A 23,798-nucleotide genomic window follows, 5' to 3' on the forward strand; every position below is an offset into this window, starting at 1 on the left:
CCTCCAATAAGCTGACGGCCGCTACCCTCCTAGCCAAGAAGATAGCACAAGGCTGTTTCTACCCCGCGCAGGCGCGCCACAACGCTGGACAGTTTTTTAGGATATCCCGCTCGGCCTTCAACCTGGCGACCTCACGGCGCAACCGCTCGATCTCCTGCTGCTCCGGCTTCATCTGCCCGTGGCCGGGAAAGGCCTGCACCGGATCGGAGCCGAACTCTTTCACCCATTTGCGCAGAACGTTCTCATGAACATCCAGGTCGCGCCCGGCCTGCGCCACCGACACCCCACGCTCCCTAACAAGCTTGACCGCCTCGATCTTGAACTCGCGACTGAACTTCCGTCTCTTCATCGCCCACCTCCGGCTTCATGAAACACCTAATCTCGGTGTCCATCAAACCGGCAGCAGCTCACTTGTAAGCAAATTCAACGAGGCGGTGATATCCGAACTGAGGATCAAGGCCAAAGAGGATTCCACCATAGAGATAGTTGTGGAAGGTGAAGAGCCGCCCCATGAACGTACGCTCAACGGACAGCTGCCATGAGGGTCGCGGACCACGCACGCCAACTGAAACGTCTGGCAAATGATATCAAGCGGACAAATGTCAACAGTGAAGCGTTGGGACCGCTAAAGGCTTTAGGATACATCATGTTCGGGTTCGAAGCTGCCGCTCTCGGATTTGGAATATATCACTTTGCCTCTGGCGAGTTCTTTATAACCGCCCTGGCCATCGCAATCGAGATAGGCGCTGGCGTGCTGCATGCGGCCGGAATGCATTTCGAGAGACGTCTCCACGAAAACAACCGTGATGATGTCAAGCTAAGGACATCTGAATGCCGTAAGAAAGCGAGCGATCTTTCAGGCGCAGTTGCGGCTTTTAATCTGCGACCTTGGCGGCCCTGACGAACCAAGCGGTAGCATCGCGTACGTCGGGCTAACGCGCAAGGAAATCGGCGAAGCCAGACAGTCTTAACTGGCCCGTTCGGGATAGGGCTAGGGGGCGTCGAGTCCTCACAGCGTTAAGGGCTCTAATCGGCCCATGGGAAAACTTTTACGGACGGTGACCCCGTTCAAATCAAAAATTTTAGAAAGGCAACAATGGCTACACAGACCTACAAACCACCCAAGCACCTTAGCAAGGATGCGGCAGCATTCTTCAGCGGCGGCGTCGCGGAATACGAATTCGAGCCGCACCACATCATTCTTCTAACCAAGGCTTGAGAAGCCTACGACCGCGCGGAAGACGCCCGGAAGGTTATTGCCAAAGAAGGTATGACGTATCAGGACCGGTTCGGCAGCCCACGGGCGCACCCGGCCGTTGCGATCGAGCGGGATAGCCGTATCGGCATGGCCCGTTTATTTCGAGAACTTGGCCTTGATATCGGTGAAGCGGCTTCCGGCCGTCCGCCAGCGTTGCCTGCTAATCGGCGGTGATGCATGGCACCAAGAAAAAGGGCGCTGAATAAGCGACAGGCTCTGAGCGCTAACGCGCAGGCTTGGCTTCGCGGTGACGCCGCATGCGGCTTCTTCCGCTTTAAGTCTCAGGAAGAGTTAGCGGCGCTCTGGGAAGAGTATGGCGACAAGGAGAACATGGTTTGGAGTCATCGATATAGTTTGCCCATGAAGCGGCAAGCAACATCCTAGAAATGGATCAGCCGCCGCAACTATGTCAGATTCCGTGCGTTGGATGGTCGTAATGCTATCCGAAGGAGTGATGATGACAGAGTCCGTTAATTCCAACCGGCCGGTCTTGCCTTGGCTCGTCGTCACGCTGGTTGTTGTGCTGGCCGGAGGCGGCTTCGTTTGGATGAATAACAGAATTGAGGCCCTGCAGGCAGCGACTGCTACTCGCCAAGATTCTGGCGTCGAACAGACAAATCGTGCGGTAGCAGCTCTTGAGCAAACGGTAAAAGATCTTCAGTCGAGCCAGCAAAGTCTTGTGGACCGGATAGCGGACATCCAGCGAAAAATTGCATCGGAAGGCAGTAATCGCAAGCTGATGTCGGATCAGTTAGGCGCACTAAGCGCACGCGTTGATGCGCTGGCATCCGCAAATGCGGAAAGCGCTGCGACGGTGCGCCAAAACCCACGCACAAAGCGATAGATGTTCGCGATTGGTTCATTGTCGGAAATCTCTTTCCGGCAGTAGGAAAAACCTTCCGCGAACATCTTGATCGGAGAGAACGAAACAGCGACGAGTCAACGTTGGTGACCGAGTCCAATTCCGAGGCTTGATGCCTTCATCCGTAAAGAGGGCACGCTTCGCTTGGTCTGCTTCGAGATTTTTGTCACAGGTGTTTTCGCCTTTGAATGGGCGCGCAACTCTTTCACGTCCGCTGCGGTCCATTCACGGCGGGTAATCTTCTTGGTTTTCTTTGGCATGGAGGCTCCTGATTGAAACGGGGCTTCTAGCAGGAGAACGGACTTAGCATCAAAAATGCCAACGGTCAGCTACTGACTGAGACGCAACTGTTGACGACTGCAGGCGACCTTGTGCGCAGGGCTCAGACCCCACAAGATCAAATCGCAATTGCGCAGATGCTTGGCTTTACCAAGGAATGGATTCCGTTTCTAGAGCAAGCCGCACACGGCTTGGACAGCATCAGGAATGCGGCGCAAGACGCCGGGGTAGTTATCAGTGACGAGACAATAGATAAGGCGGCAGAGTTCGACGAACGTTGGCGCAAGTCTAGCGTTGAATGGTCGTTGCATATGAGGGCAGCCCGACAGGACATTACCGGATTCGCGACAGACCTAACGCACGCTATGCAGGCGAGCAACTCGTTTTGGTCTTCCTTCCAGCCGGCCGGTGTAAACGCGCTGAACAAGATTGCCGACAAGCTGATGTCAATGGCAATCGACAACCTTTGGTCAAAGGCGTTCGGCGGTACGACCGGTGGGGGATTGCTAGGGCTGTTCGGCACTGGCGGCGGTGGTAGCGCTCCAACATGCTCTAGCGGACTTGGTGCAGGTACTGGCGGTCTTTCGTTCCCAATGTTTGCAGACGGCACGGACAACGCACCGGGCGGTTGGTCAATTGTTGGCGAGAAAGGGCCGGAGCTAGTCAATCTGCCGAAGGGCTTGCAGGTTCTGCCTAACGGAGTGATGCCGGGAGCATCAGTTAGCGCGCCAGTCAACGTAACCATTGATGCGCGTGGTGCTGATGCTGCGGGGTTGGCGAGGGTTCAGCAACAGATTGCTGACCTCAGGGTTAGTCTGCCCAACGTAATCGTTTCTACGGTTCAGAAGGCCAAGACTACTCGGCGGTGATAAGACTTTAGATCGAGGGGCGGCTCTGCCGCCCCCGCAAAACGACTTGACGGGCCGGATCGTTCTCTTTATGTTCTTCGCTTCACGTTAGTTGAGTGGCGAAGTTTCTGCTACTTCCGTCCTGCTGCTTCGCGGCATCTGACGGGGGACATGAATGGGCCTTTTGGACGACAGTGTACTAAGCGGAATTTCCATCCAAAGAATGATTTTCCATATTGTCGGCCCGGCCGACGAAGATTTTCAATTGATGGACGAAATCGACGCGGCTGGATTCGAGAGCTTTTTTCTAGCGCGAATTCGGGAAACGAATATCGGCAATCGCTTCAATTTCATTGGTGAAGATGCTGGTGTGCGACCTTCGCTGCTAAGTGTATAGCCATTCCTTGCGCCCACCGCCGATATAGCGGCGCGCACGCTTTTTGACGATGAAATTGATTTCCGCAACTTCCTGCGCGGTAAGCCTCCGCTCGCGGATCAACGAGTCGATCTTGGTTATGGACTGCCGGTAGTTGCGCGCAAAGGTCCTCTTCTGGAGGGGGTCAGTCCTCGGGTCCTTTGCGTACTCCAGATTCGTGAGGATCAAACAGTGGTCGCGATCCATCGGGTAAAGCGTCTGCGAACCCCGCAGCGCTATTCCGGGATCAAGCGGGTACGCGCACGCGCCATCCGTGGGAGGGACCGCGTGGTTGTAGATCGTCACGGGGTGGTCGCTAGTAATGAACTTCACGTCGGAGTCTTCGGCAGAGACAATCTCGGGCACGCCTCCGACCCAGATCGCGCAGTGCAGCATGCAGATGCCCTGCATCTCGAACATCAGTTCGTTCTGCGTGAGATTGGGATATTGGGCCTTGAGCCAGTCCAAGCCCTTCGGCGTACGGAGTTTCTGGATATCGAGAAACTCGAAGAAGTCTTGGAAATGGTCGTGCCATTCGCCAATGTCTGTGCCTATGAAGGCGCGAACCGCTTGCGAGCCCCTGGCGTCGACATCGCCGAATAAGCGGCGCTCAATTTCGTCATTGACGGACGTTCCGAAAAAGGTCGAATACAAGTCCTTCTGGCGAAATGCCAATGAGGTCGGCGTACTGTCCCACGCGCCCCTTTGAGTAATCACGCGGCCGTCCGCCAGGACCTTCCGATCAGGTGTCGTGTCGACGTAGGCAAGCGACGAGCACCCAGGCTCAAAGAACCCCTGTTGATACCATTGCGGGACGTAGTGGTTATTTCTTGTGATCGACACCGCAGCGATTCGCCCGACATTGTGACACCCCAACGCCCTGACCTGACTTCCGTCGCGATTGTCGACTGTCGCATCTTCTCAACCGAGCGGTTATCTTGCAAGGCTAGTTGGCGAGCGCCTCGTGCTGCGTCCGACATATTGAAGGACGGCGCAACGAGGTGTCGTCGCTGCGCAAAATCACGCCACGCTGCCATTGTGCGCAATGTCGATGTCCGGGCCTGAAGAACTCTGCTGCTGCTGCCGGTCCTCTGCCGGCCTGGTTCACGATACCGATGATCGCCATGCGATGATCATCGCCAGTATGATGATGACGCATCGAACGGCATAAGTGCCGATGATCATGATGACCATCGGATACGCAAGCGCAGGTCTGATCGAGGCCGCTTCGTACCAGCCGAGATCTCGGTCGGATCAAGTTTCGTCGAAATCGGTCTCGGTAAGGATGGGCTCTTCGCCGAACGGACGGTTGATGATGGCGAGAGCTTCCGGAGCGGCGTAGACGCGGTTGCGCGCGTATCCGGTCCTCTCTTGCAGAATGCCGGCTTCTTGCAATTGTGCGATGCCCTGATTTATCTGTGCAGGGGAGACATCGAGGAGTTGTCCAAGTCGCTTCGCGGTCACCACTGGATAGTTGTGAAGTTCGTCCAAGGTTCGCAACGCGGCCGAGCCCTTTCGGAATTTTCGTCGCTGCCTCCAGCGCTCAGATAATTCCGACAGCGCCGTCCTGGTTCGGATCAGTTCTTCGACGGTACCGGCTATAGCGTCGGCCATGAATGTGATGATGGGCTCCCAGTCAAGCCGTTGTTGCGCGTGCTTCAGCGAGGCGTAGTACGTACCCTTTTTGCTTTCGATGTAAGGCGATAGGTACAGAGGCACATGCTTCTCCGCCGCCATCATCAGCGGAAGTAAAAGGCGACCGACGCGACCGTTGCCGTCGCGGAATGGGTGTACCGCCTCGAAATGGGTGTGGGCGATCGCCATGCGCGTGATGAACCCTTGCGTCATCTGCTGCATCCCTTCGTTGCGAAGGTAATCAACCGTTTGGGCGAGGCAGCCCGGGACATCGGCGGGGGGCGGAGGGTTGAGACTTGAATACGCGATGTCCTTATTTCCGCCGATCCACACGACGCGGGAGCGGAGGTCGCCGGGAACATCCTGGTAGTCGGGATCGTCCTTCATCACAGCGCGATGGAGATCACTGATCAGGTCCATCGTGAAGACGCTGTAGCCGTGCTTGGCGGCCCTCGGGATGAAGCCATCCAAGGCAACGGCGTAGTTGCGGACTTGGCGCGCTTCGTCCCGGGCGCCATCATCGCCGGTCTCCTCAACGGACAGCAATTCGTCGAGGGTGCTCTGGGTACCTTCGATTGATGAGGAGCTGACCGCCTCACGTCTGGTCAGGACCCGGCTGACGATGTAGGGGTCCTTCATCTGGGCCGCGATGGCGTCGACCTTCCCGAAAGCCGCTTGAGCAGCTTCAAGGGTTTTGGTCGCTCCAGGGGCGAAGACGCCGTCTTCCGGAGGCGCCGGCGGGACGATCCCATAATGGGAATCGTAGGGCGGGGGCAACCTCTTAAGGGTCTCGCGGATCGTGTGGCTGAGATCACTGCGCTTCATGGGAACCCATACCAAGTCCAAGCTTTTCTAGTTATATTTTGGTTTTTTTAGAAAAACCATAGCATGCTGCGATCGCGGACCTGCTTGTTTTGGCTTTACAGGTTCCGAGTCGACTGCGATGTTCGTTATATGTTCTAATCGCCGATGGCCTCCGAAAGACCCGCGAGTTGGCGCATGCCGACCCGAAAACAAATGGACAAGTTGGCTGCTGCCGCTCCCCAAGCCGGCAAGACCGCCTCGATATCGCCTGCGGTCGGTCCGGCAGATCCGATGCCGCCGGAATACTGGCAGGCGATTTTGGACCAAGCTGCCGCCGACGCGCGGCCCGCCCCCAGCTCGGCCGAGGCTCGGCGCCTCTGTGAGATCAACCGGCACGTGTTGCGCGTCGACTGCCGCCGATGCGGGCGCACGGTCGAAATTCAGAAGGTTGACGCCTTGCGGCTATACGGTCCCGAGTTGATCTGGAAGAAGGTGGGGCAGCGGCTCCTCGATGATACCTGCAATCGGAGAACAGGCGGTCACGAGGAAGACGGCTGCTGGGCCTCGTTCTCGTAGTCGCCTCGCGCCTATTCGTCTGCCGGATGAGATAGAAACGCGGCCTCCACCGTCGTTCCGCTCTGGTCTTTCTCTTCTAGGTCTACGGCACTATTGCGAAAGCGCAGCCAAGATTCTCAGGCGAGCAGATGGCCACTACGAGCGATAGCAATATCGCCGGCTCCGCTGAACAACAGCAAAGGCAACATCGGTCCGATGTCGGGATGGGCTTGCACTCGTAGTAACCCCCCGCTGAGTACAGGGCTCAGGAGCTGCGTCATTTGAACCGGTCCTGCTCCAGGCGTGACACTCTACAAACAGGCACTTTCATTTTATGCTCGATCCAGCTGACATCTCCTCTTCGAACAGAATTCCATTCCCATCAAAGGGTGAGAACACGAGAGCGCGACTCGGTCGAGCAAGTGTCCGCTGACTGCACTCCCGCAGATCGAACTTATCCAGGGTTCGGCGCGCTCCGTCAGCTTCTTCTGATCTGGAGATGATTCTCCGCGGCAAAACAGAAAACTGCGCGTAAAAGCTGCTCAATGAGGCCAAGAAACACCCTGCACGAGCGGGGAGAAAGCTTGAGCGAGCTTGCGCGGGAATGCAGACTTACCTCAAGACGGGACTTAATAGTCCTGCCCTTGCTATTTGGGTCGATTGGAGATGCCGAATGGCGGCCTACGCGACATTGGCATCGGTTCTTTCCTCGATCATCTCCAAGTATTCTGGTGTTTATAGGGCGCGTCGCGAGCGCCAGACAATGCGCGCCTCTTTGTCAGATTTGAGCGATCGGGAATTGATGAATTTCGCCGTCAGCCGGGCTGAGATCGACTATGTCGCCTCCCGCAGACATCGAGTGGCGAGCTAAGTCGTCCTCGCCGAACAACGCGATTTACGTTTGTGGGGCTGGAATATCGGACCCCGACTGTGCTGTGGCAGCATTTTCCTTTATCTTTCTCTTGGCCAGGGACGATTCAAGGCGGTCGCATTCGATCGCCATCCGGAAATGCAGGTCAGCATGCGCTCGAATCAACTGGGCAAAGTGCCACTCGCGGTAGGTTCCGGCTTCTTCTCGAGGCTGGTTGCGACCGTATCGCCGCCTCCGCTGCTATCAGCCTGGTAGTATGTCTTGGCCTTAAGATGGTTCTGCAAGGCGACGGGCCGGTACGGTGCGAAGCTCGTAAAATTGCGCACCGCCTTCATTGCTAGCCGCTCATAGACGGTTGGGTGAAGTTGCGCTGTGTCGGGCACCTGGCGCACCGCCTTTGACCATTTGAGCGCGTTGCCACCCATACCCATCATGCATTCATCGTGCATCATGCCGTCCGCCGACGGATATAATCTTAATAGGTCTCTATCGACCAAGACGCGACCGGTCTCCGGAATCTTCTGGGTGATGAATTCCACCATCCAGGCAAGCGTGATGTCAGACAGGCGAGATTCGTTCTCGGGATAGCTTCCACCGATGTCGGCGTGATTGCCGGCAAACCAGATCTGGTCGAACTGCTCGGGCTCACCCTGTCGCTCCGGCCACTTCACGGTACCGCTTCCACCCCAGGGTACCCGCTTGAAGTCCCTCCGGCCCTCATCGATTGATTGCAGATGCCGGGCGTACTGGATATCGGATGGAAAATGTCGATCGTAAGCCCAGTCTGGAAAGAAGCGTTGCCAACCGATCGCGGCGACAGCGTCCCAAATTCCGATAAAATAGGCGGAAGCCCCTGCACGACGTCCGACCTGTGAGCTGTAGGCATTGCGAAACTGCGCCGCCCGCTTGTCGGCCTCCGCGGCTGCCCTTGGCATTCCAAGCCAGTAGATCGAGGAGACTGCCTCCTTGGCAACTTTCCTCAACGAAGCCGGATCAAGACTGATCGGCTGACCGTCCCGCTCCTTCGTCGGAATACCGCAGAGCTCGAGTACGTGCGCGAGGCACCTCGCCGTATAGGCGCCGCGGCTGAAGCCGAACAGGTAGATACGATCTTCAGGCTCCCAGACGCCGATAATCGCGACATAGCAATCGATGATCTTCTTCGTGATGCCGAATCCGAACATCTGCTGGACAGTCTCTTTCAACCTGCCCCAAGCGTTGGTGTGTCCAGGCACAGGCGTCCCAATACCGGGAATGTAGAGTGCTAATTGCCTCTTTGGGTCGATGATCGAATCCGGCCCGGTACGCGTTGCTCGGTAGAGCTTATAGACGTTCGTGCGGCTCTCGTCAGGCAGGAGACCGCCTTCGTTGCCCGTGCCGTCCGCGAACACCAAGATGTTCTTAGCCATGTCAGTCTGCCTTTATCATGTGACGAGAGGTTCGAGGGATGCATCTGCGACGGTAATGCCGGTCGCATCGGTGAAGATGGCGGCTACATCCCTGGCTTTCTGACGGTATGCGTCGTAGGTGCTTTGGCCCACGAGCGGGATCGCCTCTGCCAGGCTTATCACCTGCCCCTGCTTAGCGGCGATCGCGGCGGCCTTGAGCTTCTGCTCTTCAGAGCGGAGACTGGCAATGGCCGCATTGAGGTCGGAAATGTTCGTCGGTGTCACCAGCTTGCCGCCGATGTAGACGAGCTGGCTAAGTCCGACGATGCCCAGGATCGTGTCCGGAACGACGAAGGTCGAAAGCTGGTTTACGCCCGCCGCGATCAGCCCACCGATCACGACCAGCCCGAATATAAAGCTTTGGTAGCGGTACACATCGAAGACACCGTCAGTGGAGAAGAAGTCACGCCAGCTCGCATTCGACGGATCGACTGACGTCTTTGCCATCGGAAGCCAATTGCGGCGCAGGAGCCATGCCCGATTGTCTGCCGACAACGTGTTCCGTTGGCTGTCAGTGCCCTTTGCTATGGTTGCGCCAATGCCGCTAATGCCCAAGAGCGTCAGGATCGATCCGGACAGATCAACCAACGTTCCGGTCTGAAGGAGAAGCAGCGAAATCAGGGCAGCAACCGCCAGAGAGAAAGCCAGTGTCTGGAAGGTCGACAGACTTCCTTTGCCGTCCGGGCCCGCGGAGACCTGTGCGGGGTTCAACGCGCGCAAGAAAGATCCCAACGTGTGATCCTTCTTGCGGAGTGCAAAGGCTATCCAGAGGTAGAGAACCAGCACCTCGACAAGGACGGTCCCAATGCTGAACCAGTACGGACTGAGGCGGACGCTTACGGATGATACACGCCAGGGCGACTGACCGACTGGGCTGTTGCAGGTGTAGAGATAGAGATCGACCCTACTCCAAAACCAGGCCAGATCGTCGCCCATATTCAATGTGACGATGGTCTGATCGGGCTCGAGCAGATGCTTCTTGACTAAGGCGTCCGTCTCCGTCGCGCGGTGGGTGACGACGTCTTGCCGCTTAAAAAGATAGGTCTCGTCTCCGTAGTCGATGCCCGCGAAATAGCGCACACCATCGACAAACGGCGCGCGCACGCCGACATCGACCCGCTGGTCGGTGGGCAAGAAGTTCGTGGCCAGGACGATTGGGGAGCCTACAGGATTGCGACCAGATCGAAGTTCTACAGCGAACTCTCCGGGCTTGACACATTGCTTCTGCGGATCGCTCGGCGCGATCTGAGGGGCGTTAGCGCCCGCTGACTGCGCAGGGCTCTGTCCGTCACCCTGTGCCGGCTGAGCCTGCTGCCCTCTCGCCGGCGCAGAGAGAAACAGAACCGTTAGCGCGACGTAAACAGCAAGGATACGGGATTGAGCCATTTATTTTCACCGGCAAGCAAAACATCATCATTTACCGGTGATTGTAGAAGCCGCGCAAGCCAACTTACATGTTTCAGCTTCTTTCTCCCCGACTAAAGCCATCAATTGTTGCCGCTAAATCTCTAGAGCTCTAGCCGCAAGCTCAGGAATTCTGTCGATGGAGTCGAGTAAAGGCCTCACCATAGCTTCGACACTAGCGGGCACGACTGGCGCCGCACATTGCTGATCGCGGTAAGCAATTGGCTTCCGTGCTGCGTAATACCAGTTCGATAGTGATTCGCGGCGACCAGAAGAGATTTTTTGCCGAATATCTGCATCGCGTTGTGTTAGCGATGCAAATCGGATCACGCAGTACTGAAAGCATTGCGTGGCACCCCAGCCGCCATCGCGTTCTCGGTATTGCCGCTGGCACCTGAATTGACGATCAAGGACGTGCGCGACGCATTCGCAGGAGCTCCGGTAAGCCCCTCACGTACCGACACAGGGCTTGATCGCGCCGAATATATTCTTGGTTGGAAGGAAACTAAGACTATGGCGACTTACCGTATTGATTGTGTTCGCAAGCCGAACCGCATGAGCCAGCATGAACACATCACGGAGGTGGGTGGACCCAAGCCCGAAGGAGGACGATGGCGGGACAAGGTGGAGAACGTCGTCCATTCTATCGAGAACAAGTACCACCGGTTCTATACGCAAAACGGCAATTCGACGGCCTGGGTTGCCGTGCGAAAAAGCCCCTCGGGACGTAAATTCATTCAGACTTATGCCGATGGGGTCTGGAACGACAATCTTCTCGCCCTCGACGACTGTTCGGCCTAACTCAGCCGCAGTATAGACACGCAATCGATGCCTTGACGAAAAGTCCGGGCCAAAGTCGCTCTCCAACTCGCGATCAAAACTCATTCGGCGCAAACGTCAATGAGCCGAGTGCGGGGCAGTCATCGCCGGAAACCATGTGGCAAGTAAGAGTGTGGGACTCAACTGAGCCCTGCGCCGCGATCCAGCGTGAGTTGGGGCATGCGCGCCGCATTCTGTTGTCGAATGCACGATATGAGCAGCGAACGTGACCTCAGGTTGTACCAGACTGCACGGTGTTCCACGTCTGTTTGGGAGCTTCAATATGAAGAAACTTCTAGGATTTTTGTTGCTCGTTCAATCCGTATTGCTCTCCGCCGAGGCCATGGCGCAAGGGCTTCCTGCCCCCTCTTACTGGAAAAATGAACGCGGCTCTGAACTGTTTGTTTGGTCTACCAATGGCGGGGTACTACAAGGGACCTTCACAAACCATGCCCAAGGTTTCGCCTGCCAGGGCATACCGTATCCTGCATCGGGATCGGTTAGTCCAACCGGCTTGTATTTTGTTGTCACTTTTGCCCAGTGCAATTCCTTCACTAGCTGGGTGGGTACAATCAAGGGATCGCAGATGCCAACGTCATGGACGCTTTTCTACGTTGACAGCAAAGGCAAGCCCCGCAAGCTGAAGGGCGCGGATATATTCAGGCGCGTATGGTAGTTTTCCACCCTAAAGCAAACCAGGCGGACGAGAGCTGAACTGCTCTCAGAGGGTCCGCGCTCCGAAGCAGCGCGGCTGGCTCAGTCCGGCGCATGAGCGCCAGTGCCGCGCCGACGCGTCAAACTTGGGTCTACTCACATCTCGAAGAAGAAGAGCTTGAGCATAACGCCGATCCGCGCCGACCTATCAGAGCTCAGCGATCGTATTCGGCGGTCCGGCTGCCTTCCGTGAACGCTGGTCTGCTGCAGACCATACATCAGATCACCTGCACAACATTCTTGCTTTCAGCTCTGACATTTCTAGTCGTTCCTGACAGAGCCTCACGAGCGATGTGCTTCAGACGCTCGCGGGCTTTCTCACCTGTATTGGCCGCCTCTAAGATCTTTGCGGCAACGTGAGCGCGAGCGCCGGTCTCATCGCGGGGAAGGCTCGCACAGACCTCATCGAGGACGGATCGTAGAAGCGCAGTTGTGGCGGCATCAAGCATTTTCGAGATCTCCCAATGGTGACACCATGATGGACCATGAGGCTGACGAAAACGCTACAGTCAGATGTCTATTCGAAACATTGGCACCTTTTCGTTAAACTGAAAGAATCAGGTGGACCAGGACAAGGATTGATAAGCCTGTTTGGAGCGAGTTTATTTTCAAAGCCCTCTGGGCGACGCTGCTCGACGTGTGAGATAGGTCCTGCACTTTCTCGGGACATCGTCTTAAGCTCGGAGATTGTTCAACGGCAGGAGGGACAGCCACGATCAGGCAGCCGACTGTACCGCCGATACACAACACCGATCACACGTATATCAGGCACCCCGAACCGCCGGACTGGCGCTCCAGGTACCGCGGAAATCCCTGTGGCACGCATGAATGACACCGGCTGCACGCACCGCTTTCCAGATGCCTGCGGGTCTGCCGTCGAACACCAGCACGACGCGACGGCATCAAGTTCAAATAATCCGGCCGGCGCAGATGTGCCCTCCGCGCTGGCTTGGGGCGATCATGATTGGCACGAAATAGCGATCGGTGGTGCTTCAGGCTGCTGCCTGTGGCTTCCATCGCATGAGGTGCCGCTCCAGACCTTGAAGCATGGCATTCAACGCGAGGCCGATCACGGTGATACCCAAGATACCGAAATACATCTGAGGGATCAGGAAGCTGTACTGGCTGTTGATGATGAGGTAGCCAAGGCCAGCCTTCGCCCCGACCATCTCGGACGCCACTAAGACCAGCATCGCGGACGCGCTCGCAAGGCGGATGCCGACAAAGATGGTCGGAAACGCGGCGGGAAGAATAACTTTGCGGAAGAGTTGCTGCGGCGTAGCCCCCATGGTTCGCGCCGATTTGATGAGGAGCGGATCCACCTGCTTTACAGCCGCGACGGTGTTGAGGAGAAGCGGCCAAGCGCAGCTATAGATCACCATGGTGATCTTCGACATCTGGCCGATGCCGAGCAGCAAGATGAACACCGGCAACAGCGCGAGCGGGGCCGTGTTCCGGCAGATCTCGATGAACTGGTTCAGGAGATTGCCGAGGCGCGAATACCAACCGACAGCGAGACCAAGTGGCACGATCAGCACGACTGATATCAGGAAGCCGCTCAAGGCCCGTAGCAGGCTCGCGGAGACATCATCATAGAGCTCTCCAGCAATGCAGCAAAGGGCTCATCCATCAGCAGGACCTCGGGATCGTAGGCGAGACTTCGCGCGATGGCGACGCGCTGCTTCATGCCACCGGAGAGCTCGTGGGGGTACCGGTCGGCGAAGCCGGATAGCCCGACCAGGTCGAGGTAATGCAGCGCGCGTTCGCGCCGCTCCTTTGTCTTTAAACCAGCGATGTCGAGCCCAAACTCGACATTCTGTGCGGCCGTACGCCACGGAAACAACGCGTATTGCTGAAACACGATGCCCCGATCGCGCGCAGGCCCCTCGATCACTTTGCCGTCGAGCAGGATCCGTCCGCTGCTCGGCCGGGTGAGGCCGCCGAGCAGGTCCAGCAGGGTCGACTTGCCGCAGCCGCTCGGTCCCACCAGCGCCAGGAATTCGCCGGCACGGGCGTCCAGCGTGATGTCATCCAGAGCTGTGAAGCCCTGCGCCGGCCTGCCATCCTTGCCGCGGACAAGGAATTCCTTGCGCACATGCTCGAAGCGGATTTTGGACGTGGTCATCTGGCCTCCGCGGTCTTCCCAGGACGGAAATAGTTGAACGCGTTGGTATAGGTATCTGACGCCTTGATCTGACCCGGCTTGAACAAGCCATCCTTCACAAGCCAGTCGATCCACACCTGGATCTCGGCATCCGAGATCATGCCGCCTTTGGCCGCAACGCCCGTGCTCTTCCAGTATTTGATCGAGGAGCCGTCTTCATTGCGCTTGCGATCTGCGATGATCCGCTCGAACCGCGCCCTCACCTCCTCAGCCGGTGCTGTGTGTGCCCATCCGATGGCGCGGGAGACGCCCTCCACGAGCTTGCGGGATGCTTCGGGATTGTCCTTGATGAACTTCTCCCGCAGCACGTAGGAACCGCCGGTGAATTGACCGAATAGATCAGTGTCGTTGAAGAGCGCGTGGATTCCGCCGCGCTCCAGAGCTTTGTCGCGCAAGATGCCGCTCAGCGTGCTCACCTCGACCTGTCCCTGACGCAGCGCCTGCTCGCCCGTGACGGGCGGCACCGCGACCAGGGTGACCTGCTTGGCCTCGCTTGCGCTAAGGCCGTTCCGCGCCAGATATTCGCGAAGGACGAACTCCAAGTGGGCGCCCAGCGTATTGACGGCCACCTTCTTGCCAATCAGGTCTCGCGCCGTCTTGATCGGGCTGTCGTCCTTGACGTAGTAGCCTTGGTAAGTGTTGGCGTCCGAGGCGTAGTAGCCGACGACGGCCTTGATCGGTGCCCGCGCCGAGATCAGCTTGAGGATCGCGCCATAGAAGGCGTCCCCGATGTCGATATCGCCGGTCACGACAGCCTGGATATCCTGCGGCCCGCTGATGGTGTTGCCGACCCATTTGAGCTTCAGCGGCGCGAGATAGCCGAGGTCCTCGGCAAGCTCGATGAACGTCACCTGCCCGACCCAACCCTGGTAGCGGATCTCGGTCTTCTCAAGCGGTGGCTCAGCGAAAGCCGGGGCCATCAGGCCAAGGCTCAATGCACCTGCGAGCAGAAGCCGCGCGGCGTCGTGCCCCGCACGAAGGAATTTGATCATTGCATGCATCCTGGTGGTTGCTCGGATCGGATCAGGCGGCCTTCGCCGCCTGCGGCTTCGATGTCTTGATGCGGGTCACGCTGCGGCGGCCATCGACGCTGAGCGGAACGTCGCCATCGATCGTGGCGCGGCGGACCACCCGGTGCTGATCACCGTAGTCGTTGACCGCATAGTGCTGGGTCGCGCGATTGTCCCAGATCGCGACGTCACCGGCTTTCCAGCTCCATCGCACGGTGTTTTCCGGCGCCGTGATGTGGGACTGGAACAGGTCGAACAACTTCTGCCCGTCATATTTCGGCAGGCCGACGAAACGCTGGACGAAGTTGCCGAGCACCAGCGTCCGCTCGCCGGTCTCCGGATGAACCCGCACCACCGGATGCTCGGTCTCATAGATCGTGCCGGTGAAGACTTCCTCGAAATGCTTCCTGTCCGCCTCACTCGCGCGGGTCCTCACCGCGTAGTCATAGGCATTGCTGTGAACCGCCCAAAGCTCCTCAGCGAGCTTGCGCAAGGGGGCCGGTAGATCGAGATACGCCGCCGCGGTGTTCGACCACACTGTGTCGCCGCCGAAGGCCGGAATCACAACGCCTCGCAGCACAGAGATCTTCGGATAAGCATCGACGAACGTCACGTCCGTGTGCCATTGGTCCGCGCGACCGCCGCCGCGCTCCGAATCCAGCTCCAGAATCGATGACGTTCCCTTGGTTGCGCCCACGGTCGGATGTGGCACCAGCTTGCCGAGCCTGACGGCGAAGCGCTCCTGCTCCGCGTCATCCAGATGTGCCTGATCGCGGAAGAAGATGACCTTGTGCTCGAGCAGCACCTGATTGATGGCACGAACAACGTCGTCGGGGAGATCCCCTGACAATCTGACGTTCTTGATTTCGGCTCCGAGCCGGGCCGCGCGCTTGACGATGTCCGCACGGGGAATGACGTTGTCGATGATGGTAATATTGCTCATGATTGTGCTCTCGATTGGGATGTCTGAACAAAGCTCCGCCGCGCGCTGGTCGCCCGAGCAACAGCGGAGTTAGGGATGGAGTTATTTTCTGGCTTCGATCCTAGTGGACCGCGATGCGCTCCGGCGGTCGGCGAACAGGCCGCTGTAGCCGATGCGCGGTGATACAGCTCTCCGTCGTCGCGTCTGCACAGCGCAGCGCGTTCAGAGCCGAAGCCGGCTGCAACGCTTTGCGAAGGACGCAGATTTGATCGGATTGCCGCATGATGAACGACCTCGTTTGGACACCGCAGATCGTAAAAGCGATCGCAATCCAGTCAATGAAACGAAATCAGCTTTGTTTTTGCTGCAAGGCAATGATCGCCTCGCCCGTGACCCAACCGCTGAAAGATTTGCAATCGTGACCGCAATTTCGACTGCTTCGCGGACCACAAAATCGGACCGAATGACGCGCGGAAGCACCTCAATCTATGCTGTGTCTCGTGCGCGCGCACGCAGTCGTCTGCGATGGATGGCCATCTCACGCGGTTCGTGCTGGCCCGCCACACAACAAAGCAAATTCATTTCATCGCCAGAGCTGACGCTCACCAGCCAGCCCATCGACGGCTTTTTGTTCGTGAGCTCATCGTACGCGATTGCCCCCAACAGCTCAGACTTCTAGCTCAACACCGTTAGAAGATGATCGCGCGCCTGATGGGATGAGTTGAATCGAAGGTTCGCTCAAACAACTTGAGCAGCTCGCGCGTGAAGTGGTGCCCTTCATTCTTCAGATCACGAAAAACCGGGTCATCCCGCTGCTCTTTGGTGAGCCCCTTAAGATGCTCACGAATTTCAGGTTTCTCCAGTTGGTTCAGAAATCGGTCGTAACTCCTCAAGACCTGCCGACAATCGTGCTTACCGCAGATGTCGAGCAAACGATCGATGACAGTCATGTTGAACAGCTTCTCGAGCTCCTCTATCTTCTTATCGCGCCGGAGATCGGCAGTCGCCGCAACGCTGAACAAGCCGCCGGCGTAAAGCAGCTTGCGGGAAAAAATGAGCTTTATATTTCTAATGCCCCAGGGCTTCTTCTTCGGACCCTCGACGGTCTTGAACTCGTAATCCACGGCCATGGTCCGATAATAACGAACAATGTCGTTGAGCAAAAACAGCGCGAGCTGATGATCGGTGATGGTGTCGGCTATATATCGCTCTAGGATCGATCTACGAACGCTCTTGAGCCCGGCATCGTTGAACAGCCATTCGCCTTCCAGCAGGAGGAGCATGCGCCGCGTGATGTTCTGGTTGCTGTCGTTTTCCCCGCCGATATTGTGCAGAAGGGTTTCTCGCGGCTCGATTTTTGCGAAAGCCCCATCCTCCGCGGGTTCAATCGGCACAACCCGTTCAATTTCGGATTTTACCTTGTGTACCCAATCGGGCGTTTCCTCCGGTTTCGGCCCGGTGGTTACGACATAGAAGTCGATATCAGATCCCTCTGAAGCTTCCCGCCGCGCATAGGAGCCGTTAACGAAAACCATTTCGTCCGAGGGCACCAGATCTTTGATATTGCTCCGCAACTTTTCAAGTTGTTTCTCGGAATAATGCTTTGCTCGTTCAATCGCCTCGGTCACCAAACAGATCTCCCATTTCGTGCACTTCCTTCATTTCATGAAGGTCGACTTGCAGCGCCGCGGATCTCCGTGTTTGCAAATAGCGCTTTTTATCGTCTCGCTCAAAGAAATCGCTATTCTGGTCCACGAAGAATCTTCTTATCGTAACTCCGATAGTTCCGCTAACGGACCTGGTAACCAACTCGTCAAAATTCCTACTTCTCAGCAAGTTGCGGAGCCCAGGCAACTTTCTGAAGATGGCATCCTCAGTAGAGAAATAATCCTCCCGTTCAATGTCAGCCAAGTGCTGCCTCATGAAAACCTGGCAAGCCAGATCAGCCAATACACCTGCCTTCGAATTGATGACATGCGTATAGATCTGATCCTTGTATAACCAGAATTGATCGACCGTTTGCCGGTCGGCGGCGCTAGACCTGTTTACTGCGGCAGCGACAACGAGCTCGGGGGCCAAGGGACTAATCGAGGGCCTCGTATATGCTCTCGTTCTAAGAATTCCTTCGATCGTGTCAAAATTGATCGGACCAGAGAAGAAGCCGTGGTAGCTGGCATCTTGCCCCGAGATGAGGGCGATCACTCTGTCGGCATCTATTCCGTAAGTTCGCAAAGTCTGCGAAAGTGATTGACCAATGGAAACGCGACCCCTGATAATGTCCTTCGTGGCTTCATGATGATCGATTTCAAACAGCTCCTTGAAGACCGGCTCCAGGGAGTGCGAGAGCGGCGCGTGGCCCACGTCATGCAGAGCGGCAGCCGCGAAGATAAGTCGTCGGTCATGATCGGGTAATCCGCAGGCGCGGCTGTACATGAGACTGAGCCGCGCGACACCTAAACTATGCTGGTAGCGCGTGTAGCGCGTATTGCCCCAAACGCCATTCGGATTTTGCACGAGAACGTAATCGATACCCCCGAGGAACCTGATGGAACGAAGACGCTGGAATGCTGGCGTGGAAACTATCTCAAGCAGGAACGGATCCTCCACGCCCCAGGATTTCAAATCCATGGGATTTGAGAAATCATAGGCGTGGAGATCGTCGGCACTCATATGCGCCGAAGGAAATGAACTTTGTATCACTTAGCATCCGATCTGTTCGGATGGTATTTTAGCATGTCGGCGCGTCGGTCAAAGTAAAATTCCCCATCGGCGACTCTCGCGACCATCTCTCTGAAGATCGGCACTCCCCAGCTCGTCGTCAACCGCCCGGATGCACTCGGAGACTATCTTTTCGCGCAAGGATCAACGCTGGCCTGTGCTCAGGTCCGAGGTAAGTGGCGGCTCCAACTGACACACGTTCGTCTGGCTTAGATCGACCGAGAGACCTTGTCGGCTGACCTCGGATGCCGCGGTGGATGTGGCGGAGAAAGGGATCCGGGCACAGCCAGGTTCTGTCAAAACTCGATTTTGGCAGTCAGCGCTGCATACTTCTGTTTTAGCTCGGCTTGCCGCGCACTGATGTGGGCGATCTATACTGAATTTGCGCTTTAGAGCTCGCGCTTGATCGCGGTTTTGCCATGAAATGCGTCAACGGCGCGCGCGCATGCTTTATGAGGAGCGACCGAACACGCACGGAGCGTAGGCGTCCGCGCCGCAGCACAATACGGTATCTGGCAGCGGCATCATTCCGCGTCACGCGCGATGTCGCTAGTTGCGCGGGAATATTGAAATAATGGCCAGCCTTTCCAACTCAGCAATGCTCGCGAACCTTAAGGGCAAAAAAGATTTGAGACTTACCTCGGATCCAGAACCAAGCTCATCTCGCGGATTTTTCCATCGATCTTTTCGAGGACAGCCGTCGGAACAACATCCCGCTCAGGAAGCTTCCACCAAAGATCGTTCACCGATGAAACGACTTGCTTGACGGCCGAGATGACGGCGGGATCCGGTAGCCGCGCCCGGTTGGCAAACTTCCGCCAACGATCCGGAGTAAGTGCCTTGAAGGACTTCTCGCCTCCCAATGACAGCGCCATGTCGTCCTTTGGAAAATAGGCCGTGGTCGACAGCACGTCGTACACTGGGGCGATGGCCGGAGTGCAACCGTCGCCCGGATAGATCGCGGACCAATTTTTCAAGTGCATGTCTCCGTTCCCGACAAGCGCGGCAAGAGCCAGGCGGCGAACAAATTCGAGTGCGGCATCTGTCGACACCGCAACATTCAGTGCGGAGGCGATATCGTGGTATGAAGCGTCGTCGTACTTTTTGGATGGTTGCCGGCCGAAAACCTGAGCAAAGTCTTCGATATGTATCCGACTGCCTTCGGGGCCCCTATCGAAACGCTTCACCAACAGAACCTTACCGGTTGAGAGGGTGTTGAACTCTTCGGGTATTTCCTCGAAATCGGATTTTTCAACAAGCTCTCGTTGAGGCACATCCATACCGATGGCCTCCGAGAGTGCCAGGATGGCGAACTCATTTTCCGACAATCCGACAAGATTGGTTGAAGGGAATTTCGCAATGTATTGGCCCTGCTCGTCGCCGATGGACAAGGTTAGTCCGCCTGCCCTGCCCGTGTTCTTCATCACAGAGAGCTTCATCTGAACTCCGGCCAGAGAAAAGCGGGCTTTGATCGCATGCAGATCGTCTTGAGCAGCTCTCGTGGTGGTGCCGTCGCTCGGCACGACGCGCACGGCGCCCGGCAAGTCCGTGCCAAGCGCAGCCAGCAGGTCGAAATCGTTACCCGGCCTCACCGCTCCTGCGTGGTGCTTCTCCATTGCCTCGCGGAGCCTGTCCTCAGGCAACATGTTCGCAAAGAATGCCGGCAAGACGTGCGCCGCGGGCTTCGGATCTTTGCGAAGGCCACCGTCGACAGAGCGCAAGGAAAGACTCAAGATGGGAGGCCTCGCCATGGCTCGATAGGCTGGATCGAGGCTGAAGGCGTTGAAATCGCCCGGGGTGCGTACCAGCGTTCCGACCTGTAGCTTTTGAAGGAACACGTCGAGCGATTGGATGGTTTTGGGGGCGCGGACCTGGACACTCATTGATCATCGTCCCGATCGGTTGTGAAGGCCGGCCGGTCTTCGTCGTCGGAAGGGCGAAGCAGAGCATTGACGCCCGGGACCATTGCTTGTGGGATCAGCATCAACTCCATACCCAGCGCGCGGGCGACGTTGATCAGGGTCGTGGCACGCGCGGCGGCCGCGCCCTGCTCGATATCACGGTAACGAGGCCTGGAAATCCCGGCGCGTTCGGCCACCTGCTCTTGAGTCAGACCCGCTTGTTTCCTGGCATCCCGGAGGAGGCGCCCTAGCTGGAAGGTGGTCTCCGAACCGCGCTCCATGAGCTGTACTCGTACCTTTTGTTCAAACAAAGATACGTATACATACCCCCCCAGGCATTAGCGTCAAGCCATTATGTTCCGTTTATGTATCTTTTTTATAACAAAGATCCGTAAACGTATCATTTAGGGCAGTGGATTTCCGATGCCGCACGCGACGGATCTTCGGTGATGCGGAAGCCGCTTAAGACCCACTCCCGCGGCGAGAGCGGTCGATTGGCTATCGGCGTTCACGCCTTCCTCTCGGCTGGTGGTGTCTTCGGGCTACCTCGACCACCGGCATCGTTACGCCTGTCGAGACACATCTGGTCGACGGGACGAGAGACAATCTGGTCACCGATCTCATCAACTCCGCCATTGACGCTACCCTCGTGGCGGAGCCGGTTCCAAGATGGAGCGACAGGCCGTTGTTAGTCTGGAGCGAACGCGTTGTTGTCGCTCTTCCAGAGAATCATTCATTGGAGGCGCGAACGATGGCTGCATGCGCTCATCCACAGTAGGTTCGCCATCGTTGCATTGTGCTTTTGGTACGGCGCAGTGTGACGGCAGGTTGTTGTCCCCCCATAAATCCGTGCTCGGCTTGTGCGTGCGAAAGCCCCACAGATTAACGGGTATTCGTCCTATTTGTACGCCATAGCCACCCGGCAGCCCTACCCCAGCTCTAGCTTCCTTCCTTGCTAAGGAAGCCCAATATCTTTTTGCCTCGTTCAGTCGAAGACACGGGCGACGAGGACGAAATCACTCGGATCGATGTATTTGGGTTGCGAGGTAATAGGAAAATGTCGCGTGATGTGAAACGCAAGAACCGTGGCATGCCGCCGCCAGCGACGTTCGATTTCGATAAGCTGCCGGGCAGCTCCAATTTGACGGCACTGGAGGTCGCCGCGATCATCCGGCGTACGCCTGGAGCGCTCGAGCAATGGCGACGCAATCCGGACCACCCGTTGAGATGGCGCTACGTCGATGGACGCCCGCTCTATCGCGTCGATGCAGTGCGCGACTATTTGGATGGGTGCGATAACACTGTTAGGCGCCCTCAGCCGCATAATGCTCGCGGAGACGACCCAGCAGTTCGGCCTTAATAGCGTCGAGCGGATTCGTCCGCTGCAGCCGCACGACCTTGCCGACCCGTTTCGCGCCGACCAACTGCGCGATGTAGTCATGTGCAGCTTCAAACGCCATCTTGCGGATGATCCACTGTTCGTCGTGGTTGTAGACCTGATCGATGCCCCGCGGCTTTTGCCCGACGCACAGCCGCTGGATCTCGTTGTCGTAGCCGCACCGTGACATGATGGTGCGCAAGCTGCGCCTTAAATCATGCATGGTGAATCTGGCGACACCTGCTTCCTTCACCAGGCGGCTAACCATCTTGGTAAAACCCGACATCTGGCCGCCGGTCTTCGGTGACGGGAAGACATAGTCGGAGGTTGCCCGCTGGAAGTATTTCGCCGCAGAGAGCACCTCGTCAACGAGGTGGGTGCGTGGTACGTCGTGGTGCAGCCCCATCTTGGTCCACGCCGCATCGAAGGTAACGCGATCATCCATGATGTGCTTTCGCCACTCGATTGTGGTTGGCTCGCTTCGCCGCGGGCCGCTGAGCAGGCACATGCGCGTCAATAGCCCAAACGCTCCAAGCTTGCCGGCCGCCTGCCAGACCTTGATGATCTCGTCGTCGGTCAGCGCCCGTCCTTTTGTGCGACGGCCGAGCCGCTGCGCCCGGGTTTCCTTCGGCGCGCGATAGCCGGCGAGCACGTTGTGCTCGACGTAACCTTCACCGACACACCATTCGAGGAATGTGTGGGCGTGCTTGCGCAGGTCCTTGGCTGCGCCGCGCTTGCCAGTCTTGGCGATCTTATCCACCGCCGCCATGATTTGCCGCCGCGTCAGTTCGCCGATGGCGAGATCGACATGAGCCTTGAGACCGCGCCTGAGCGCCGACATCGCTGGCTTCCAGTTGACGACTTGGCGTCCAGTCAGCGATGTTTCGTAGGGGCCGTCCTCAACGATCAGGTTCGCCAGCGTGATGCACTCCCGCTCGGCCTGCTGTTGTCGTTTGGCCTCACGCTTGGCGTCGTTCGGATCGCCCCCCTTGGCCACCTCGCCGGCGGCGATGGTGGCGGCCTGGCGCGCGGCTTTCTCGTTGAACTTGGGCCATGCACCCAACGTCTTGCGTTGCGTGCCCCTCGCCTCAGGCTTGGTGAACAGGTAGACCCAAGTCCGGCCGCCAGTCGCGCGCATCCTGATCGCAAGCCCAGGCTGCTCGGTGTCGTGTAAGTAGTGCTGGGACTTGCCCGACGGCAGCGCGGCCGCGCGGATCGCCGCATCAGTGAGCCTGAAGTAGTTCGTCCTCGCTCCAGCGCTGAGGGCTTTGTCGCTCGCTTCCATCGTCCCTACCCTTTCCTTTTGTCCCGCTCCCGCGACATCCCAGGCGAGAGCCGATAAATCGATGACAACCCGTTCGCTTCACGTTCCTCTATTGTGCCCGCAGGGAAAAATCACGGCGGGTACAACGGGGGCATACAAAAATATGGGATGTCCCGCCATGGACCATTGCGGTCGCATATGGACAGCTAGCCCCCTTAAGGCAGACACTTGTGCAACTTTACTGTGGCGGGATTTGGTTGGCGGCGATCTACAGATTGTGGTTCACACGGGAGAGGTCCAAGGTTCGATCCCTTGTGCGCCCACCATTCCTTTTCCTGAACCCTACCGGTTTTGAATGATCGTCGACGCTGATGGTGTTCGGCGACCCGTCTCAACCAAAAATGCGAAAACAACCCCATGCACAGTAGCCGACATCAGCCGGATCAAGGGGTTAGACTTCTACGACTTTTCCGAATCAACGATTGACTCGTCGGGCAAAACAGGGGCAGGATGACATCATCCGCGGAGA

General features: G+C 57.4%; 24 protein-coding genes and 2 pseudogenes. 10 read left to right on the forward strand and 16 right to left on the reverse strand.

Annotated elements, in window-relative coordinates; genetic code table 11:
- Positions 1-94: 94 nt before the first annotated feature.
- Positions 95-349 (reverse strand): annotated as a pseudogene (locus IVB01_RS32845) (transposase); the annotation flags it as partial.
- Positions 350-538: 189 nt separating this feature from the next.
- On the opposite strand from IVB01_RS32845, the gene IVB01_RS32850 reads away from it, so the two are divergent.
- The 3 genes from IVB01_RS32850 to IVB01_RS32855 all read left to right on the forward strand — a co-directional run bounded on the left by IVB01_RS32850 (position 539) and on the right by IVB01_RS32855 (position 2,102).
- The gene (locus IVB01_RS32850; RefSeq protein ID WP_247332892.1) at positions 539-901 is read left to right on the forward strand and encodes a hypothetical protein; all 363 of its coding nucleotides are present in this window, start codon (positions 539-541) and stop codon (positions 899-901) included.
- Between the two features lie 195 nt (positions 902-1,096).
- A complete protein-coding gene (locus tag IVB01_RS35545; RefSeq protein ID WP_256464883.1) occupies positions 1,097-1,219 on the forward strand; it encodes a hypothetical protein in 123 nt (40 codons plus the stop codon).
- A 493-nt stretch (positions 1,220-1,712) separates the two neighbouring features.
- Complete coding sequence (locus IVB01_RS32855) at positions 1,713-2,102, forward strand: hypothetical protein (protein ID WP_247495191.1); 390 nt, start codon at positions 1,713-1,715, stop codon at positions 2,100-2,102.
- 95 nt (positions 2,103-2,197) lie between these two features.
- On the opposite strand, the gene IVB01_RS32860 is transcribed toward IVB01_RS32855, so the two are convergent.
- Positions 2,198-2,380, reverse strand: a complete 183-nt coding sequence (locus IVB01_RS32860) for a hypothetical protein (protein WP_247332889.1) — start codon at positions 2,378-2,380, stop codon at positions 2,198-2,200.
- A 90-nt stretch (positions 2,381-2,470) separates the two neighbouring features.
- On the opposite strand from IVB01_RS32860, the gene IVB01_RS32865 reads away from it, so the two are divergent.
- Positions 2,471-3,268: a hypothetical protein gene (locus tag IVB01_RS32865; RefSeq protein WP_247495192.1), complete on the forward strand. Its 798-nt coding sequence runs from the start codon at positions 2,471-2,473 to the stop codon at positions 3,266-3,268.
- A gap of 154 nt (positions 3,269-3,422) precedes the next feature.
- Positions 3,423-3,644, forward strand: a complete 222-nt coding sequence (locus IVB01_RS32870; RefSeq protein ID WP_247332885.1) for a hypothetical protein — start codon at positions 3,423-3,425, stop codon at positions 3,642-3,644.
- On the opposite strand, the gene IVB01_RS32875 is transcribed toward IVB01_RS32870, so the two are convergent.
- Together IVB01_RS32875 and IVB01_RS32880 are read right to left on the reverse strand one after the other, a co-directional pair.
- The gene (locus IVB01_RS32875) at positions 3,633-4,505 is read right to left on the reverse strand and encodes a DUF4238 domain-containing protein (RefSeq protein WP_247332883.1); all 873 of its coding nucleotides are present in this window, start codon (positions 4,503-4,505) and stop codon (positions 3,633-3,635) included. The two genes, IVB01_RS32870 and IVB01_RS32875, sit on opposite strands and share 12 nt — an antisense overlap.
- A 411-nt stretch (positions 4,506-4,916) precedes the next feature.
- Positions 4,917-6,122, reverse strand: coding sequence for a Fic/DOC family N-terminal domain-containing protein (locus IVB01_RS32880; RefSeq protein ID WP_247307154.1), 1,206 nt, complete (start codon positions 6,120-6,122; stop codon positions 4,917-4,919).
- A 174-nt stretch (positions 6,123-6,296) separates the two neighbouring features.
- Here IVB01_RS32880 and IVB01_RS32885 point away from each other — a divergent pair, with 174 nt between their 5' ends.
- Positions 6,297-6,677, forward strand: coding sequence for a hypothetical protein (locus IVB01_RS32885; protein WP_247307156.1), 381 nt, complete (start codon positions 6,297-6,299; stop codon positions 6,675-6,677).
- A gap of 652 nt (positions 6,678-7,329) precedes the next feature.
- The gene (locus IVB01_RS32890; RefSeq protein ID WP_247332881.1) at positions 7,330-7,527 is read left to right on the forward strand and encodes a hypothetical protein; all 198 of its coding nucleotides are present in this window, start codon (positions 7,330-7,332) and stop codon (positions 7,525-7,527) included.
- A gap of 161 nt (positions 7,528-7,688) precedes the next feature.
- Here IVB01_RS32890 and IVB01_RS32895 read toward each other — a convergent pair whose 3' ends face one another.
- Both IVB01_RS32895 and IVB01_RS32900 read right to left on the reverse strand, forming a co-directional pair.
- Positions 7,689-8,936, reverse strand: coding sequence for a DUF2235 domain-containing protein (locus tag IVB01_RS32895; RefSeq protein ID WP_247495193.1), 1,248 nt, complete (start codon positions 8,934-8,936; stop codon positions 7,689-7,691).
- A gap of 15 nt (positions 8,937-8,951) precedes the next feature.
- On the reverse strand, positions 8,952-10,361 hold the full coding sequence (locus IVB01_RS32900) for a hypothetical protein (RefSeq protein WP_247307162.1): 1,410 nt from the start codon (positions 10,359-10,361) through the stop codon (positions 8,952-8,954).
- Between the two features lie 417 nt (positions 10,362-10,778).
- Between IVB01_RS32900 and IVB01_RS32905 the strand changes: the two genes are divergently transcribed.
- Together IVB01_RS32905 and IVB01_RS32910 are read left to right on the forward strand one after the other, a co-directional pair.
- A complete protein-coding gene (locus tag IVB01_RS32905) occupies positions 10,779-11,180 on the forward strand; it encodes a DUF3892 domain-containing protein (RefSeq protein ID WP_247332877.1) in 402 nt (133 codons plus the stop codon).
- A 301-nt stretch (positions 11,181-11,481) separates the two neighbouring features.
- The gene (locus IVB01_RS32910) at positions 11,482-11,874 is read left to right on the forward strand and encodes an avidin/streptavidin family protein (protein WP_247307169.1); all 393 of its coding nucleotides are present in this window, start codon (positions 11,482-11,484) and stop codon (positions 11,872-11,874) included.
- A 256-nt stretch (positions 11,875-12,130) separates the two neighbouring features.
- Here IVB01_RS32910 and IVB01_RS32915 read toward each other — a convergent pair whose 3' ends face one another.
- The 5 genes and pseudogenes from IVB01_RS32915 to IVB01_RS32935 form a co-directional block, all read right to left on the reverse strand.
- Entirely contained in the window at positions 12,131-12,361 is a 231-nt protein-coding gene (locus IVB01_RS32915) for a hypothetical protein (RefSeq protein WP_247332874.1), read from the reverse strand.
- 543 nt (positions 12,362-12,904) lie between these two features.
- Positions 12,905-13,450 (reverse strand): ABC transporter permease, encoded by a 546-nt coding sequence (locus IVB01_RS32920; RefSeq protein ID WP_247495194.1) that lies wholly within the window; start codon positions 13,448-13,450, stop codon positions 12,905-12,907.
- Between the two features lie 68 nt (positions 13,451-13,518).
- Positions 13,519-14,037: pseudogene (locus IVB01_RS32925) on the reverse strand (ATP-binding cassette domain-containing protein); the annotation flags it as partial.
- Positions 14,034-15,068 (reverse strand): ABC transporter substrate-binding protein, encoded by a 1,035-nt coding sequence (locus IVB01_RS32930; protein ID WP_247495195.1) that lies wholly within the window; start codon positions 15,066-15,068, stop codon positions 14,034-14,036. The pseudogene IVB01_RS32925 and the gene IVB01_RS32930, both read right to left, overlap by 4 nt.
- A 31-nt stretch (positions 15,069-15,099) precedes the next feature.
- Entirely contained in the window at positions 15,100-16,029 is a 930-nt protein-coding gene (locus IVB01_RS32935) for a TauD/TfdA family dioxygenase (RefSeq protein WP_247307180.1), read from the reverse strand.
- 244 nt (positions 16,030-16,273) lie between these two features.
- On the opposite strand from IVB01_RS32935, the gene IVB01_RS32940 reads away from it, so the two are divergent.
- Positions 16,274-16,687 carry a hypothetical protein gene (locus IVB01_RS32940; RefSeq protein ID WP_247332868.1) on the forward strand — a complete coding sequence of 138 codons (414 nt, stop codon included), beginning with the start codon at positions 16,274-16,276 and terminating at the stop codon, positions 16,685-16,687.
- A 10-nt stretch (positions 16,688-16,697) separates the two neighbouring features.
- Here IVB01_RS32940 and IVB01_RS32945 read toward each other — a convergent pair whose 3' ends face one another.
- From IVB01_RS32945 to IVB01_RS32965, 5 genes are all read right to left on the reverse strand, one after another.
- Positions 16,698-17,636 carry a nucleotidyltransferase domain-containing protein gene (locus tag IVB01_RS32945; protein ID WP_247307184.1) on the reverse strand — a complete coding sequence of 313 codons (939 nt, stop codon included), beginning with the start codon at positions 17,634-17,636 and terminating at the stop codon, positions 16,698-16,700.
- The gene (locus IVB01_RS32950; RefSeq protein WP_247332860.1) at positions 17,620-18,678 is read right to left on the reverse strand and encodes an HD domain-containing protein; all 1,059 of its coding nucleotides are present in this window, start codon (positions 18,676-18,678) and stop codon (positions 17,620-17,622) included. Before IVB01_RS32950 ends, IVB01_RS32945 begins: the two co-directional genes overlap by 17 nt.
- Positions 18,679-19,361: 683 nt before the next feature.
- On the reverse strand, positions 19,362-20,609 hold the full coding sequence (locus IVB01_RS32955) for a HipA domain-containing protein (protein WP_247332858.1): 1,248 nt from the start codon (positions 20,607-20,609) through the stop codon (positions 19,362-19,364).
- Positions 20,606-20,908, reverse strand: a complete 303-nt coding sequence (locus IVB01_RS32960) for a helix-turn-helix transcriptional regulator (protein WP_346015850.1) — start codon at positions 20,906-20,908, stop codon at positions 20,606-20,608. The genes IVB01_RS32955 and IVB01_RS32960 overlap by 4 nt, the downstream gene beginning before the upstream one ends.
- A 1,023-nt stretch (positions 20,909-21,931) precedes the next feature.
- Positions 21,932-23,290, reverse strand: a complete 1,359-nt coding sequence (locus IVB01_RS32965; protein ID WP_247332857.1) for an integrase arm-type DNA-binding domain-containing protein — start codon at positions 23,288-23,290, stop codon at positions 21,932-21,934.
- Positions 23,291-23,798: the final 508 nt, after the last annotated feature.

Origin of the sequence: Bradyrhizobium sp. 164, assembly GCF_023073715.1 — a bacterium.
Lineage (GTDB): Bacteria > Pseudomonadota > Alphaproteobacteria > Rhizobiales > Xanthobacteraceae > Bradyrhizobium.